We start from the raw sequence: 13,132 nt of genomic DNA on the forward strand, positions 1-13,132 counted from the left end.
GAGCACGAAGGGTTTAAATCGCCCAGCCGCCGGCGTAGAACACCACCAGCGCCACAGCGATAATCACCGTGCCGAGGTTCAGTTTGCGCCACTCGCCGGAGACCAGACGGCCAATAACCAGGGTCGCGAAACCGATCATGATGCCCGTCACGATGTTACAGGTCAGCACGATAAACACCGCGGTGATCAGGCCAGCCATCGCGTCAACAAAGTCATTGAAATCGATTTTCGCCACGTTGCTCAGCATTAGCAGGCCAACGTACATCAGCGCCGGCGCGGTCGCGTAGGCCGGCACCAGATAAGAGAGCGGGGAGAGGAACAGGATCAGCAGGAACAGGACACCGACCGTCACCGCGGTCAGACCGGTTTTACCACCGGCCGCGGTACCCGCCGCCGATTCGATATAAACCGCCGCCGGCGCCGCCCCGACTAAACCGGAGAAGACGCTGCTCAGGGAGTCGGTGGTCAGCGCTTTACCGCCGTTGATGATCTGTCCGTCCTTATCCAGCAGGTTCGCCTGGCCAGCCACCGCGCGGATGGTGCCGGTGGCGTCAAAGACCGCCGTCATCACCAGCGCCAGCACGCTTGGCAGCACGACCGGGTTGAGCGCGCCGACGATATCCAGGCTGCCGATCAAGGAATTACCCTGGCCATCGCTCAGGGATGGCATAGCGAAAATGCCGGAGAAATGGACGTTGGGATCGAAAATCAGGCCGACAATCGACACGCCGATAATGGTCAGCAGAATGCCGCCCGGCACCTTCATTTTTTCCAGACCAATGATCACCGCGAGGCCAATCAGCGACATCACCACCGGGAAACTGTCAAAGTTGCCCAACGCCACCGGCAAACCGTCCAGCGGGTTTTTGATCACCAGACCAACGCCGTTGGCGGCGATCAGCAGCAGGAACAGGCCAATGCCGATCCCGGTACCGTGCGCCACGCCCTGCGGCAGGTTACGCAAGATCCAGCTGCGGATGCCGGTTGCCGAGATCACCGTAAACAGGACCCCCATCAGGAATACTGCGCCGAGGGCTACCGGAATACTGATCTGCTGCCCCAGCACCAGGCTGAAGGCGGTGAAGGCGGTTAACGAGATAGCGCAACCGATCGCCATCGGCAGATTCGCCCATAATCCCATCGCCAGCGAGCCAACGCCCGCTACCAGACAGGTCGAGACAAACACCGCGGCCGGCGGGAAGCCCGCTTTACCGAGCATGCCCGGCACCACGATGACGGAGTACACCATCGCCAGAAAGGTAGTAAGACCTGCAACAATCTCCTGACGCACGGTGCTGCCGCGCGCCGAAATTTTAAACCAGGCGTCCAATGAGCCGCCGGTACGCGCTGAAGGCGTAGACATAGAAAACTTCCCCTGAAAATTTTTATCGTTCGTTGATATGCGTGGTGGACCGTCCACTGCCAGTTAAACGCGATCTCCATGTACCGAATCGCAGCGCCAGGGGGGCCGCAAAAAAGCAAACGTTTAACTCCGCGCATACACTACGGTGGTCAACCTTATCGCCTCCCCCGGACAGCAGAAAAAAGGGGGAGCGAAACAGAAAGGCAAACGATTATCCGGCCTTTAGATAACCCTTTTCAACCGATGTTTATCGTATTTCGCTAAATTTCGCTTATGACGAACAGAAAACAACCAGACGATGCGCAAACGTTATCGTCCATGCGCAATCCGCTAACAATTTTTTAGTGAGTTGCTTTCATTTATCGATGTCATCGGATCCGCTGATATCTCAGGCGCCGGGTAAGGTGAAGGGGCCGCCGCGCTCGATGGCGCGTTGCCAGGCCGGTCGCTGTTCCACTCGCTGACGCCAGGCCTCGATATGGACAAGGTCATGCATGCCGCCGCGCGCCAACAATGCCATCACCGGGAAGCTCATCTGGATATCGGCCATGCTCAGCCGCTCGCCAGCGAACCATGGCCGCGCGGCAAGATGGTCGTCAATGAACCGCGCATGGGTGGCCAGCTGCGGATCGAGCCACGTTTTCTGTATCCCCTTGCCCAGCAGCGAACCCAGCGAGCGAACGCCAAAGGGCACAGGGGGTTTGCCAAGGCTGGCGAACACCAGCTTCATTAACAACAGCGGCATCAGCGAGCCTTCGGCATAGTGCAGCCAGAAGCGGTACTGCAGTTTGTCGTCAATTCCCTGCGGCTTCAACAACCCGCCGCTGTCCCAGGTTTCCTGCAAATACTCGAGGATCGCCCCGGACTCCGCCAGCACATAGCCGTTGTCTTCCAGTACCGGTGATTTGCCCAACGGATGGATTTTTTTTAGCGCCGCCGGCGCCAGCATCGTTTTCTCCCGCTGATAGCGGACTATCTGATAAGGCAGCTGCAGCTCTTCCAGTGCCCACAGTACGCGTTGCGATCGTGATTGATTAAGATGATGTACCGTCAGCATGAGCCTCTCCCGTAGTTTGTTCAAATTAACTATAGAAACAGGCGCTCATTGCCGGGAAAATTTCAGCAAAATAGTGAGGAAAAAGCGACGACAGATGCCATAGTTAAAGTGTCGACGCAAACCGGAACCTCCATCAACAGATTGCGCAATACTGAGGGACGTCGACGTCGGGGGAAACCCTCTCGCGAACCAGCGAGATAATGCGAAAGACCAAGACCGGAAAACAACTAAAGCGCCCAGTTGTGGCGCTTTAGTTTTATCACTCGTCTTCCAGCAGCCGGGCGCCGGTTCCCTCTTCCCCCAGTTTATCGCCCGGGTTGCGCAGCGGGCAGTCGCGTCGCGATAAACAGCCGCAGCCGATACAGCCGTCGAGCTGGTCGCGTAGCGCCGTCAGGGTATGAATGCGCCGATCCAGCTCCTCACGCCACTGCGATGACAGCATCTTCCACTCTTTTGCGCTGAGATTGTGCCCTTCCGGCAGCACGCCAAACGCGTCGCCGATAGTGGCCAGCGGGATGCCAATACGTTGCGCAATTTTGATAATCGCCACCGCGCGCAGAACGTCACGCCGGTAGCGCCGCTGATTGCCGGCATTCCGCTGACTGTGGATCAATCCTTTACTCTCATAAAAATGGAGGGCCGAGACCGCCACGCCGGTTCGTTTTGCCACTTCTCCAGGCGTCAACAGCATTTTGATGCGGGGTGATTTCTTTTCCATAAAGCGCTTTACCTCAAGTTAACTTGAGGAATTATACTCGCCTGCAGACAAAACGACGAATCGAGAATTGAGAGAGGCCGCTTTATGTCCCATCAGGATATTATTCAAACTTTGATTGAATGGATTGATGAACATATCGATCAACCACTTAACATTGATATAGTCGCCAGAAAGTCAGGATACTCGAAGTGGTACCTGCAGCGGATGTTCCGTACCGTGATGCATCAGACGCTGGGGGACTATATTCGCCAGCGCCGCCTGCGGCTGGCGGCGGAAGCGTTGCGAACCACCCAGCGGCCGATCTTTGATATCGCCATGGATCTGGGCTACGTCTCGCAGCAAACCTTCTCCCGGGTGTTCCGCCGCGAGTTTGACCGCACTCCCAGCGACTATCGCCATCAGATCTCCGCGTGACGCGGCGGCTGAGGCACGTTCGCGGGCGCGGGAGCATTGGCTAACCACTGCATAAACTCCCGCGCCGGCATCGCTTTCGCAAACAGCCAGCCCTGGCAATACTGTACGCCGCGCTTGTAGAGCCAGCTTACCTGCTCCGGCGTCTCCACGCCTTCTGCAATCGTCTTTAACCGCAACCCGCGCGCCATCTCGATGATATGTTCAGCAATCAGGTGGCTGGTGTTGTTGGTGGTGAGCGTATCGACGAAGGTTTTATCGATTTTGAGGATATCGACGTTCAGCGCGTGCAGATTATGCAGATTCGAGTAGCCGGTGCCGAAATCGTCGATGGCAATTTCATAGCCTGCTTCGCGGAACGCCTGGATCACCGGCGTGGTCTTCGGTACGTCGATAAACCCGCGCTCGGTCACTTCGATTTTGATTTGTCCGATACAGACCGCGTAGCTGTGCGCTTTCTCACTGATCTGTGAAATCAGCCGCGCCGAATGGAAATCCGACGCAGAGAGGTTGATGGCTATATACAACTGTGGATGGCTGGCCAGAAACTCACCCATTTCATAAAACAGTTCATCCACCACGTAGTCCGTGACCTGGGCAATCATGCCTTCATTTTCCGCCAGCGGAATAAACTCCGCCGGGTTCATCACCGGACCGTCAAACCCAGGCCAGCGCAGCAGCGCTTCCGCCCCAACGCAGCGGTTATTTTTAATATCGATAATCGGCTGGTAGTGCAGGCGCAGCTGGCGGCAGCTCAGAGCCCGCTGCAGCATATTGCGCGGCGAGTGATACTGTCGGCGGGTGCGCGACCACACCAGCACCAGTAAAATACTGCAAATTATCCCCAGCGGCAGCGTCAGACTGGCCTGGTCACAAAAGTTGTGATAGTAGCTGGCCCGCGAGGTGGACATAATGACGGCGATGGGGCGAATAGCGGAGCGGGCGATCGTATACACCCGGCCATTCTGATTAAAAAAGGTATCGCCTTCGCGAATTAACGCATGGAGTTCCGCGGGCTCGACATTGTTACTTACCGAGAAAAAGAGGTTGGTTTTGGTATCGAAAACGCCATAGGCTAAATCGCGGTCGCTGGCGATCACCGAGCTGTACGAGAAGGGATTAACCACCACAACATAGGGCCCCTTCTGCATATAATTCATGGCAAAGCCTGGATAAAACGGCGTGTCCCGGTAATAGTAAATCGCGACATCCGGCTTTTTGGTGTAATTAGCCGCCGGCATCCGCCAGCCGGTTTGCTGATGAACGGACGTTGAACAGATAAAGCGCTGGCCGTTAGCGTAGATCAGATCTTCCACATACAGCAGGCCGCGCACAATATGCAGTAAATAACGCTGGTGATCCGCTGAACACAACTCACCGCGATACTGGCTGGCTTTAGCCCGAGCCTGATCCGCTTCCCGGATGACCATTTCCGTTTTTTGCAGCGCCAGCTGCGAAAATGAGTGTAATTGATCAATGGTTTCGGCTTTAGCCCGCAGCTGGGCAAACCACAATGCCAGCACCACTGGCAATAAAATAACCAAACCTGTTCCGATGAGTCTTAGCGCCTTATGCGGCGCACTGTCACCCATTTACGCTTACATCCATGCGATATGCCTTAATTAAGGTAGCCCGAACACGTTAGCAATCGCGATTGCGATAGACATCAGCTGACATCCGACAGCCCTCACGAGCGTCAGTTTTACCTCTGATGGTGATGAATAATACTTATTTATCAGGTATTCGGAAGATATTCCGGCAAGATTAAGAATAGACGCGCATCTGACTCGGTTTCTCCGTGTAATAAACAAGAACAGGTAATAAAACCCGCAGAATAATAATCATTAGGCAGTGAATGAAAATATGTTTCCCGGGGTTGCTCACCAATATCCACACAAACTTCATAGTTATTAAACGCAGCAAAAGCTCATCTTTTGACTGGTGAATAAAGCGCCAAGTGTGATATAGTTCACACAAGTTGATGAAACAGAAATGGCGTTTCATCACTCTCTAGTACGCCAGTTGAGACCAGAGCGCTATGCCATCGTCAGTCGCGTCAGGTCGTCCATGGCTCCCGACTTTCTTTGAGGATAGGTTAATGGCTTCCATTACTACCAGTGTCGTATTATTGCGCTGGCCCCTGGTGAGCGCGGTACTGATGTTTCTCGCCAGCTCACTGAATATTCAGCTTCGCAAAAGCGATTACGCCGGTCTGGCGGTGATCTGCAGCTGCCTCGGCCTGGCCGCCGCCTGCTGGTTCGCCACCGGTTTGCTCGGTATCACCCTGCTTGATATGGCCAAAATCTGGGGCAATATCAAAGATGTGATGATTGAAGTCATGAGTCAGACACCGCCAGAATGGCCAATGATGATGACCTGAGGTTAAAAAGCTTCCCGACGGGAAGCTTTTTCGTTTTCTGCAGCCCTTATTTCCCTAATTTGGCCATCATCTCCGGACGCATAAATTTATGGATCACCACCATAAAGAGCAACGATGGGGCCAGCAAAATCAGCGCGGTAATCGACGAGACCTGATAGTTACCCGACATGCTGGCGTTATAGAGCAGCAGCGGCAGCGTGGTGATATCCGGCGCCCCGACGAAGAAAGTGCCGGTAAACTCATCCAGCGACTCCAGAAAAACAAAGATGCTGGCGGCAATGATCCCCGGCGCCGCCTGCGGCAGCACAATGTGCCAGAAGGTATACATCGGTCCGGCGCCCAGGTTACGCGATGCCCGCGCCAGCAGCGGGTCGATGGCTGAAAACGCGGCCACACAGATCCACACCGAGTACATCAGACCGTGGACGCTATGCACCAGCACCACCCCTGCGATACTGCCGTTCAATCCCCACTGATAAAACAATCGGGCAACATTCATGTATACCGTCAGGTTAGGAAAGGCCTGCGGGATAAGAAATAGCAGCATGAACAGCATCCGTAATGGCATTTTCCGCCGGGAAAGCGCATAGCCGGCGGGTACGGAAATCAGCAAACAGACCCCCACCGATAACAGAGCGATCAGCACGCTGGTTAACAGCGAGCTGGAGACATCGCTGTATGGATTGAAAACCTGATACCAGTACTTCAGCCCCCACCGGCTGGGCAGCGAATGGGGAAAATACCAGCTTTCCGCTACGGTCCAGATCAACAGGTTCAGCAGCGGACCAAACATCGCCAGCAGCATAAACAGCAGCAGCAGGGTCTGCAGCACCGGACTGGCGCGCACTTTACGGCGCCCTTTCACCCACCATGCCGAGGTTGATACGAGGGCCAGCGCTTTCATGATTCACCGCCTTTTTGCTGCAGGCTGTGGCGCAGGTAAAACCACGACAGCGCGCCGCAGATCGCCAGCGACACCACGCCAAGCGCATTCGCCACCGCGTAATCACCATAGGAATTGACGCGAAACGCCATATCCACGGTTAGCATCGTCGGGGTTCCCACGCCGATCATCAACGGTACCGACAGCACCGACATCATGGTCACCGTCGACAGCACCAGCGCCACGCCGATAGTCGGCAGGACCTGCGGCAGCATGATATCGAACAGGATCCGCGGCCGGGAGGCGCCAAGATTACGTGCAGCAAGGATCTGCGACGACTCCAGCGCCGCCATCGCCCCGCAGATCAGCAGCGTGGCAAAGGCCAGTTGCTTCCAGACAAAGGTGATCACTATCCCTTTCCATCCCAGCCAGGAGAGCGTATCCAGCGGCGTGACCAGGTCGGCCGCCACCAGCGCATTGTTCATCAGGCCATTTTTGGCGAGAAAAGTGCGCATCATCTGGGCAACAACGATAAAAGGAATAAACAGCGGCAGGCGATACAAAAAACCCAGCAGACGCACAACGGGTCGGCAGGGTGACAGCGCAATCACTGCCGACAGGGTAATGGCGAGCAGCGCTAACAGCGCCACCGAGATCAGCACAATAAGCAGCGAAAAGAGCACATCGCTGGCGTAGAGCGCATAGACCTTGCGGAAGTGATCGAGGGTGAACGGCTGTCCCGGCGCGGTAAACGCCGAGACCAGCGAAAACCCCAGCGGATACAAAAACAGGATCGCGATCATCAGCGCCGCTGGGGCAACCAGCAGCAGATATTTTAATGAACTGGACATAATAAACCTGGCGTCAGCACAAGCAAGCGCCCGGGACTGCGGCCCGGGCTGGAAAAAGGTTTAATTAGCCACCTGGCTTTCGTAACCCTCTTTGATATCGTCAAAGTAGGGGGCGATCGGGAAGCTTTTGCCATACTTCGCCAGCGCTTCCGGCGAGATTTCGGCAAACAGCTTTTGCCAGGTCGCCGCATCCAGCTTCGGCTTCACCTGCCCGGCGTCGATGCCCGGATACCAGTTGAACTGCTTGACGATCCCCTGCGCCTGCACTTCCGGGCTGGTGGCCAGCGCGATAAAGTCGCGCGCCAGCTGCGGATTCGCCGCCTTCGCCGGGATGACGTAATACATCGGCTGGCCCGGCATGCCCGGCGCCAGTAAAGCAAGCTTGATCGACGGCGGCAGCTTGCCCTGATCTTTCCAGCTATAGAACATATCGACCCACACCGGGCCCATGGCGATTTCCCCCCGGCTCAGCATATCGAGCGTCCCGGCGTTGCCCGGGGTGAAAGTTACGTTTTTATTGAACGCCTTTAGCTTCTCATAGGCCTGCTGCCAGCCTTTTTCGACGCTTTTATCATAGGGCCCGGCGGAGAGACGCTGGGCGTCGGTCCCGTAGGCGTAGATCCAGCCCACCACAAAGCTGACGCCGGACATGCCGTTCTTGATGCCGTTATAGCCAAAAGCCTGCGGGTGTTTCTGCGTCCAGGCCACCAGCTCGTCATACGACGCCGGCGGGGTAGTGACCAGATCGCTGTTCCAGGCGATAGCGGTCTGGCTTAAGAACATCGGCATCACGTATCCGTCAACGTTAACGCCCAGCGCCTGGGTGGCGCTCGGCGAACTCACCATGCCGCCGGTCTGAATATCCTGACGGTATTTTTGCAGCAATCCCTTTGCCACCTGCTCACCGCCCGCCTTCTGGTGCACTACCGCGACGTCGATATCCCACTGCTGCGCGCCGCTCTCCTGCTGGGCCGTTAGCTTCTCGCTAATTTTATTCGACCCGGCGTCGCCGGGGCCGGTACCGATCACCCGCACCTTGACGCCGGGATGAGCGGCTTCAAATTTTGGCCCCAGCCAGGTTTTTACATAATCCACCATATTCTGATCGCCCGCGGTAGCGACGTTGAGAATGGTGTCGGCCTGTGCGCCAAGGCTCAGGAAGAGGGTCGTTACGATCGCTGCTTTCGTCTTAGTCAACATGGATTGTCCCCAGAATGAACACGCTGATATCACTGTGATAGTGGTAAAGGAAAAATATGCAGGGCCGGCGTTGGCACATGGAGCCGAACGCGGCTTTTTGTCGGCCAGCACTGCGCGGCATCCGCCAGCAGCAGGCGGTCATGGCAGCGCACGCTGTGACGATACAGATTGCCCAGAAACGCGCTTTGCTCCACCACGCCTTCCAGAGCCAGCCCCTCCTGCGGCGCAGGCTGCGTTAATTCAGCGAGCGCGGCATCGGCGCTGCGAAAATAAATAACGTTGTCACCCTGCTGAGCGGCAGATAAACCGGATATTGCGGCAGCGGATAATTCACCGGAAATTATTTTATTATCGGCCCCCATAAAATCAGCGACGAAGGGCGTCGCGGGGCGTTGATATATTTCTTCCGGCGTGCCGGTTTGTTCAATACGCCCCTGATTTAATACCGCAATGCGGTCCGCCATCACTAAGGCTTCCTGCTGATCGTGGGTGACAATTAATGACGTGAACCCCAGTCTCTTTTGCAGAGATTTAATTTCATGGCGCACATTCAGGCGCACTTTGGCATCCAGATTAGATAACGGCTCATCCAACACCAGCACCTGGGGCTCTATGGCCAGGGCTCTCGCCAGCGCCACCCGCTGCCGCTGGCCGCCCGACAGTTCGGTCACTTTCACCTCGCCAAGCCCTTCGAGATTGACTATTCGCAGCAGCTCCGCCACCCGCCGCGCGATATCCGCCCCGCGCCATTTGCGCAGCTTCAGGCCATAGCCGATATTGCGCGCTACCGTCAGGTGCGGCCACAGGGCGTAGCTTTGAAATACCATGGTGATATTGCGCTGCTCCGGCGCAAGATGAGTGATCGTTCGGCTGGCAATAGCCACCTCGCCGCTTTGCACCGGAATAAAGCCGCAGAGGGCGTTCAGCAGCGTGGTTTTTCCGCATCCCGACGGGCCCAGTAGAGCAATCATCTCTCCCTGCTCTACCGCCAGATCGATATTATGTAAAACCACCTTATCGCCATAACTAATTTTAAGGCCGGAGATCTGTAAATAACTCATATTCGCTACCTGAAAGCGCTGTTGCGGCATTTTTTTTAGCAAGGTGAACACGTGTTCATTTGGCTGTAAAAAAAATGCAACGTTGACTCGACATGATGTGAGCCTACTTTGTCGGGTATTTATGACAATTTAATTAAGCGGCAAAAAATTTTGGCGAGGGTAAATGAAAATAGATGTGCTTGGCTGCGGGAGCGCCTTTTCCTGCACGCAAAATACCTCCGCGCTGCGGGTGATCGATGCGGACAACAAACAGTGGTTAATCGACTGCGGCCCCACCGTTCCCCGCGCGCTCTGGCAGCGCGGCGGCGAGGTAAACGATATCGACGCGATCTACTTCACCCACGTTCACCCGGACCACTGCACCGGCCTGACGGCGCTACTGAACCACTGGAAAAGTTATTCCCGTCAGAAGCCAGTCATTATCTACTGCCAGCCGGCGCAGCAGCCGGTGCTCATGCAGCTGGCCGCGCTGGCGAACTGGCCGCAGGCGGACCTTGGTTTCACCATCGACTGGCAGGAATGCCGCGAAGCCTGGACGTGGCAGGACTGGCAGATCCGCACTGCCCCCACCCAGCATGAGCTGAGTAATCGCGCCATCCGCATCACCATTGCCGGGCAGACGCTGTTTTACAGCGGCGATGGCCGACCGACCGCCGACTCGATAGCCCTGATGGCCGGCGCCGAGCTGGCGTTTCAGGAGTGCGCCTCGGTAGCAGCCCTGGACGATGACGCCTCGCATGGCGATTTCCCCTCCTGCCTGATGCTGTTCAGAACGCTGCAGCTCCCGGCGATGGGGCTCTATCACTGCGAGGATGCTTCTCTGTCGGCGCTAAAGCAGGCCTGTCAGCCGTGGCCGGGCTTATTCGTTTCCCGGGATGGACTCACCTTAACGCTGCCGCGTCCCACGCCCACTGACGAGACGTACCTCCTATGAACCCACGCAAACCCAGCGTCACCGCCCAGGATGTTGCCCGGCGAGCGGGCGTCTCCCGGGCAGTGGTGTCCCGGGCGTTGAGCAACAACGGCAGCATCTCTCCCGACGCCCGGGCGCGGGTACTGCGCGCCGCCGAAGAGCTGGGGTATCAGGTTAACTTCCTCGCCCAGGGGCTGAACCGCCAGCGCAGCCACTTAATCGGCGTGATCGTCTCGCGCATCAGCGATCCTTTTCGCAGTACCCTGCTTGATGCGCTGCTTAACGAGATCCAGCGCCAGGGCTTTCAGGCGCTGGTGAGCGAGATCCACAGCGAGCAGGATCTGGCGCAGACCTTGCGCCGTTTCGCTCAGTTTCGCGTCTCCGGCGTTATCGTCACCTCCGGCCAGCCGCCGGAGGCGCTGGTGAACGAGTGCGTCCAGCAGCATATTCCGGTCGTGGGCATTAATCGTCAGCCGACGATCCCCGGCGTGGATTACGTTTGTTCTGACAACGCCGCCGGCGCCGAACTGGCCGCCGACCAGCTGCTGCGCAGCGGCTGTCAGCGCTTTGGCTGGCTCAACCACCATCCTTCCACCTGGGCCGGCCGCATGCGCGGGGAAGCGTTCGGCCGGGCGCTGCAAAGGCGCGGAGTGGACGTCGAACGCCACCTGGCGATCCTCGCCTGTCAGCAAGAAGGTTACGCGGGCGGGTTACAGGCTGCGGCGCTCGCCGACGAGGCGCTGGAGGGGATCTTTTGCGCCAACGCCCAGCTTGCCTGTGGCTTTCTCGATGGAATGCGCCAGCGCGGCAGAGAGGCTCCGGCGGATTTTCAGCTGATTGGTTTTGATAACACGCCGACGACCGCGCAATATAGCTATCAGCTCACCACGCTACATCAGGATGTGGCGGCGATCGCCCGCCAGGCGCTCGCCCGGCTTCTGGAGCGCGCCGCCGACCCTTCGCAACCTTCACGCACCACCTGGGTGGAGGTAACCTTAATTCACCGGCGCACGTCGCCCTTTGTTATCTGAGAGCAGGACTATGACGGAAGCACAACGAGAGTCATTATGCACCTTGATTCGCCAGGCAGGCGCCCACGCCCAGGCGCTGCGCGATGCGGGATTACAGGTCGATAAAAAAGCGCGCCAGGACTTTGTGTCGCAGGCGGATCTCGCGGTAGAACAAGAGATTAAAGGCTGGCTGCAGGCCCACTTTCCCGAGGAGGGTTTCCTCGGCGAGGAGAGCGGTTTTGAAGGCGACGACCATACCGTCTGGGTGCTGGATCCTGTCGATGGGACCACCAACTTTATCCTCGGCATGGATTACTGGTGCATCTCACTGGCGCGAGTGTGCCAGGGCGAGCTGTCGCTCGGCATCATTTACGCCCCCGATCGCGATGAATTTTTCTTCGCCGCCCGCGGCGAAGGCGCGTATCTCAACGGTCGGCGCCTGACGCTACGCGAGCCGGAGCCCGATGCGGTGGTGATCGGCATGGGGCGCTCCAGCCGGGCCCCGGCCAGCGACTACGCCCGGGCCATCGACACGCTGCTCGACGCCGGTCTGGAGTATCGCCGTTTTGGCGCGGGCGCCCTGATGCTGGCGCATGTCGCCGCCGGTCAGCTCCACGCCTATTATGAAGCGCATATGAACAGCTGGGATGCGCTGGCAGGCATGCTATTGATTGAGGAGGCGGGCGGAACGTGCAATGCGTTTCTCGCCAATGCGGGCCTGCGGCGAGGCAACCTCGTGCTGGCCGGCTGCGCAAGCGTCCAGCCTCGACTGGCCGCCCTGCTGGCGAAATGACGTCACGCCGCCGGTGTCTGACCGGCGGCGTGGACTGGCTAACGCCAGGGTTCACTGCGGGGAATATTATTCGGGCAACGCTTAATCGTGCAAAAGGACTGGTAAAAACAGGAGTCAGACCGCTCGCCACCGGCATGGTAAGGGCACGATGGTCGCTCACGTAATTTTTCCCACTGCGCCTCGTCGTACACCGTAATATTATAGATTTTTAATGAATGATACTGGTCATTAATTAAAACTCTCGAGGAATAGAGTCTTATCGACTCACCGGGCAACAGGATTACATCAGCCTCGTACCACATGATAAATTTCAAGAAACGCAGACTGGATATAGCCGAGAAGGCGATACCAGATTGCGGGCAGATCAGGGTATTAAGAATAGTCCATTTCATATTCCTTCCTTATAAAGATGCTACAAATTATTACAATATATAGTGATAGCATTCATTGTTATAAATCGCAAGCGCCCCTGACAATTATGTGATTTAAGAC

14 protein-coding genes are annotated in these 13,132 nt (G+C 56.9%); 5 read left to right on the forward strand and 9 right to left on the reverse strand.

All coding sequences use genetic code 11. The annotated features are described in order from the left end of the window. Positions 1-13 precede the first annotated feature (13 nt). The 3 genes from KHQ28_RS10470 to soxR all read right to left on the reverse strand — a co-directional run bounded on the left by KHQ28_RS10470 (position 14) and on the right by soxR (position 3,138). Positions 14-1,363: an NCS2 family permease gene (locus KHQ28_RS10470; RefSeq protein ID WP_002885079.1), complete on the reverse strand. Its 1,350-nt coding sequence runs from the start codon at positions 1,361-1,363 to the stop codon at positions 14-16. A gap of 388 nt (positions 1,364-1,751) precedes the next feature. Further along, positions 1,752-2,420, reverse strand: a complete 669-nt coding sequence (locus tag KHQ28_RS10475) for a glutathione S-transferase family protein (protein WP_002885078.1) — start codon at positions 2,418-2,420, stop codon at positions 1,752-1,754. A gap of 259 nt (positions 2,421-2,679) precedes the next feature. After that, positions 2,680-3,138: a redox-sensitive transcriptional activator SoxR gene (soxR, locus tag KHQ28_RS10480; RefSeq protein WP_002885077.1), complete on the reverse strand. Its 459-nt coding sequence runs from the start codon at positions 3,136-3,138 to the stop codon at positions 2,680-2,682. A gap of 84 nt (positions 3,139-3,222) precedes the next feature. Here soxR and soxS point away from each other — a divergent pair, with 84 nt between their 5' ends. Continuing rightward, complete coding sequence (gene soxS, locus KHQ28_RS10485) at positions 3,223-3,552, forward strand: superoxide response transcriptional regulator SoxS (protein WP_032418193.1); 330 nt, start codon at positions 3,223-3,225, stop codon at positions 3,550-3,552. Here soxS and KHQ28_RS10490 read toward each other — a convergent pair. After that, positions 3,537-5,141: an EAL domain-containing protein gene (locus KHQ28_RS10490; RefSeq protein WP_004177824.1), complete on the reverse strand. Its 1,605-nt coding sequence runs from the start codon at positions 5,139-5,141 to the stop codon at positions 3,537-3,539. The genes soxS and KHQ28_RS10490 overlap by 16 nt on opposite strands. A gap of 506 nt (positions 5,142-5,647) precedes the next feature. Here KHQ28_RS10490 and KHQ28_RS10495 point away from each other — a divergent pair. Beyond that, on the forward strand, positions 5,648-5,929 hold the full coding sequence (locus tag KHQ28_RS10495) for a YjcB family protein (RefSeq protein WP_004177826.1): 282 nt from the start codon (positions 5,648-5,650) through the stop codon (positions 5,927-5,929). 46 nt (positions 5,930-5,975) lie between these two features. Here KHQ28_RS10495 and KHQ28_RS10500 read toward each other — a convergent pair whose 3' ends face one another. From KHQ28_RS10500 to KHQ28_RS10515, 4 genes are read right to left on the reverse strand one after another with little or no spacing between them, the layout of a single operon-like run. Beyond that, on the reverse strand, positions 5,976-6,833 hold the full coding sequence (locus tag KHQ28_RS10500) for an ABC transporter permease (protein ID WP_032418194.1): 858 nt from the start codon (positions 6,831-6,833) through the stop codon (positions 5,976-5,978). Then, positions 6,830-7,663: an ABC transporter permease gene (locus tag KHQ28_RS10505; protein WP_032418196.1), complete on the reverse strand. Its 834-nt coding sequence runs from the start codon at positions 7,661-7,663 to the stop codon at positions 6,830-6,832. Before KHQ28_RS10505 ends, KHQ28_RS10500 begins: the two co-directional genes overlap by 4 nt. 60 nt (positions 7,664-7,723) lie before the next feature. After that, complete coding sequence (locus tag KHQ28_RS10510) at positions 7,724-8,863, reverse strand: extracellular solute-binding protein (RefSeq protein WP_004177835.1); 1,140 nt, start codon at positions 8,861-8,863, stop codon at positions 7,724-7,726. 29 nt (positions 8,864-8,892) lie between these two features. Then, positions 8,893-9,924 carry an ABC transporter ATP-binding protein gene (locus KHQ28_RS10515; RefSeq protein WP_004177837.1) on the reverse strand — a complete coding sequence of 344 codons (1,032 nt, stop codon included), beginning with the start codon at positions 9,922-9,924 and terminating at the stop codon, positions 8,893-8,895. Positions 9,925-10,087: 163 nt separating this feature from the next. Here KHQ28_RS10515 and KHQ28_RS10520 point away from each other — a divergent pair, with 163 nt between their 5' ends. The 3 genes from KHQ28_RS10520 to KHQ28_RS10530 are packed head-to-tail and all read left to right on the forward strand — an operon-like array spanning position 10,088 to position 12,640. After that, positions 10,088-10,858, forward strand: a complete 771-nt coding sequence (locus tag KHQ28_RS10520) for an MBL fold metallo-hydrolase (protein ID WP_004186510.1) — start codon at positions 10,088-10,090, stop codon at positions 10,856-10,858. Continuing rightward, the gene (locus tag KHQ28_RS10525; protein ID WP_032418197.1) at positions 10,855-11,868 is read left to right on the forward strand and encodes a LacI family DNA-binding transcriptional regulator; all 1,014 of its coding nucleotides are present in this window, start codon (positions 10,855-10,857) and stop codon (positions 11,866-11,868) included. The genes KHQ28_RS10520 and KHQ28_RS10525 overlap by 4 nt, the downstream gene beginning before the upstream one ends. Positions 11,869-11,878: 10 nt before the next feature. Then, entirely contained in the window at positions 11,879-12,640 is a 762-nt protein-coding gene (locus tag KHQ28_RS10530) for an inositol monophosphatase (RefSeq protein ID WP_032418198.1), read from the forward strand. Between the two features lie 38 nt (positions 12,641-12,678). On the opposite strand, the gene iraM is transcribed toward KHQ28_RS10530, so the two are convergent. Continuing rightward, positions 12,679-13,032: an anti-adapter protein IraM gene (gene iraM, locus KHQ28_RS10535; RefSeq protein WP_002885039.1), complete on the reverse strand. Its 354-nt coding sequence runs from the start codon at positions 13,030-13,032 to the stop codon at positions 12,679-12,681. Positions 13,033-13,132 lie beyond the last annotated feature (100 nt).

The sequence above is a fragment of the Klebsiella sp. 28 genome (assembly GCF_018223905.1).
Taxonomy (GTDB): domain Bacteria; phylum Pseudomonadota; class Gammaproteobacteria; order Enterobacterales; family Enterobacteriaceae; genus Klebsiella; species Klebsiella pneumoniae.

Bases quoted from the DNA above. Each gene is read 5' to 3' on its own strand.
- KHQ28_RS10520 (WP_004186510.1), top strand. From the start codon at position 10,088: ATGAAAATAGATGTGCTTGGCTGCGGGAGCGCCTTTTCCTGCACGCAA.
- KHQ28_RS10500 (WP_032418194.1), bottom strand. From the start codon at position 6,833: ATGAAAGCGCTGGCCCTCGTATCAACCTCGGCATGGTGGGTGAAAGGG.
- soxS (WP_032418193.1), top strand. From the start codon at position 3,223: ATGTCCCATCAGGATATTATTCAAACTTTGATTGAATGGATTGATGAA.
- KHQ28_RS10510 (WP_004177835.1), bottom strand. From the start codon at position 8,863: ATGTTGACTAAGACGAAAGCAGCGATCGTAACGACCCTCTTCCTGAGC.
- KHQ28_RS10505 (WP_032418196.1), bottom strand. From the start codon at position 7,663: ATGTCCAGTTCATTAAAATATCTGCTGCTGGTTGCCCCAGCGGCGCTG.
- KHQ28_RS10525 (WP_032418197.1), top strand. From the start codon at position 10,855: ATGAACCCACGCAAACCCAGCGTCACCGCCCAGGATGTTGCCCGGCGA.
- iraM (WP_002885039.1), bottom strand. From the start codon at position 13,032: ATGAAATGGACTATTCTTAATACCCTGATCTGCCCGCAATCTGGTATC.
- KHQ28_RS10530 (WP_032418198.1), top strand. From the start codon at position 11,879: ATGACGGAAGCACAACGAGAGTCATTATGCACCTTGATTCGCCAGGCA.
- soxR (WP_002885077.1), bottom strand. From the start codon at position 3,138: ATGGAAAAGAAATCACCCCGCATCAAAATGCTGTTGACGCCTGGAGAA.
- KHQ28_RS10475 (WP_002885078.1), bottom strand. From the start codon at position 2,420: ATGCTGACGGTACATCATCTTAATCAATCACGATCGCAACGCGTACTG.
- KHQ28_RS10515 (WP_004177837.1), bottom strand. From the start codon at position 9,924: ATGAGTTATTTACAGATCTCCGGCCTTAAAATTAGTTATGGCGATAAG.
- KHQ28_RS10470 (WP_002885079.1), bottom strand. From the start codon at position 1,363: ATGTCTACGCCTTCAGCGCGTACCGGCGGCTCATTGGACGCCTGGTTT.
- KHQ28_RS10495 (WP_004177826.1), top strand. From the start codon at position 5,648: ATGGCTTCCATTACTACCAGTGTCGTATTATTGCGCTGGCCCCTGGTG.
- KHQ28_RS10490 (WP_004177824.1), bottom strand. From the start codon at position 5,141: ATGGGTGACAGTGCGCCGCATAAGGCGCTAAGACTCATCGGAACAGGT.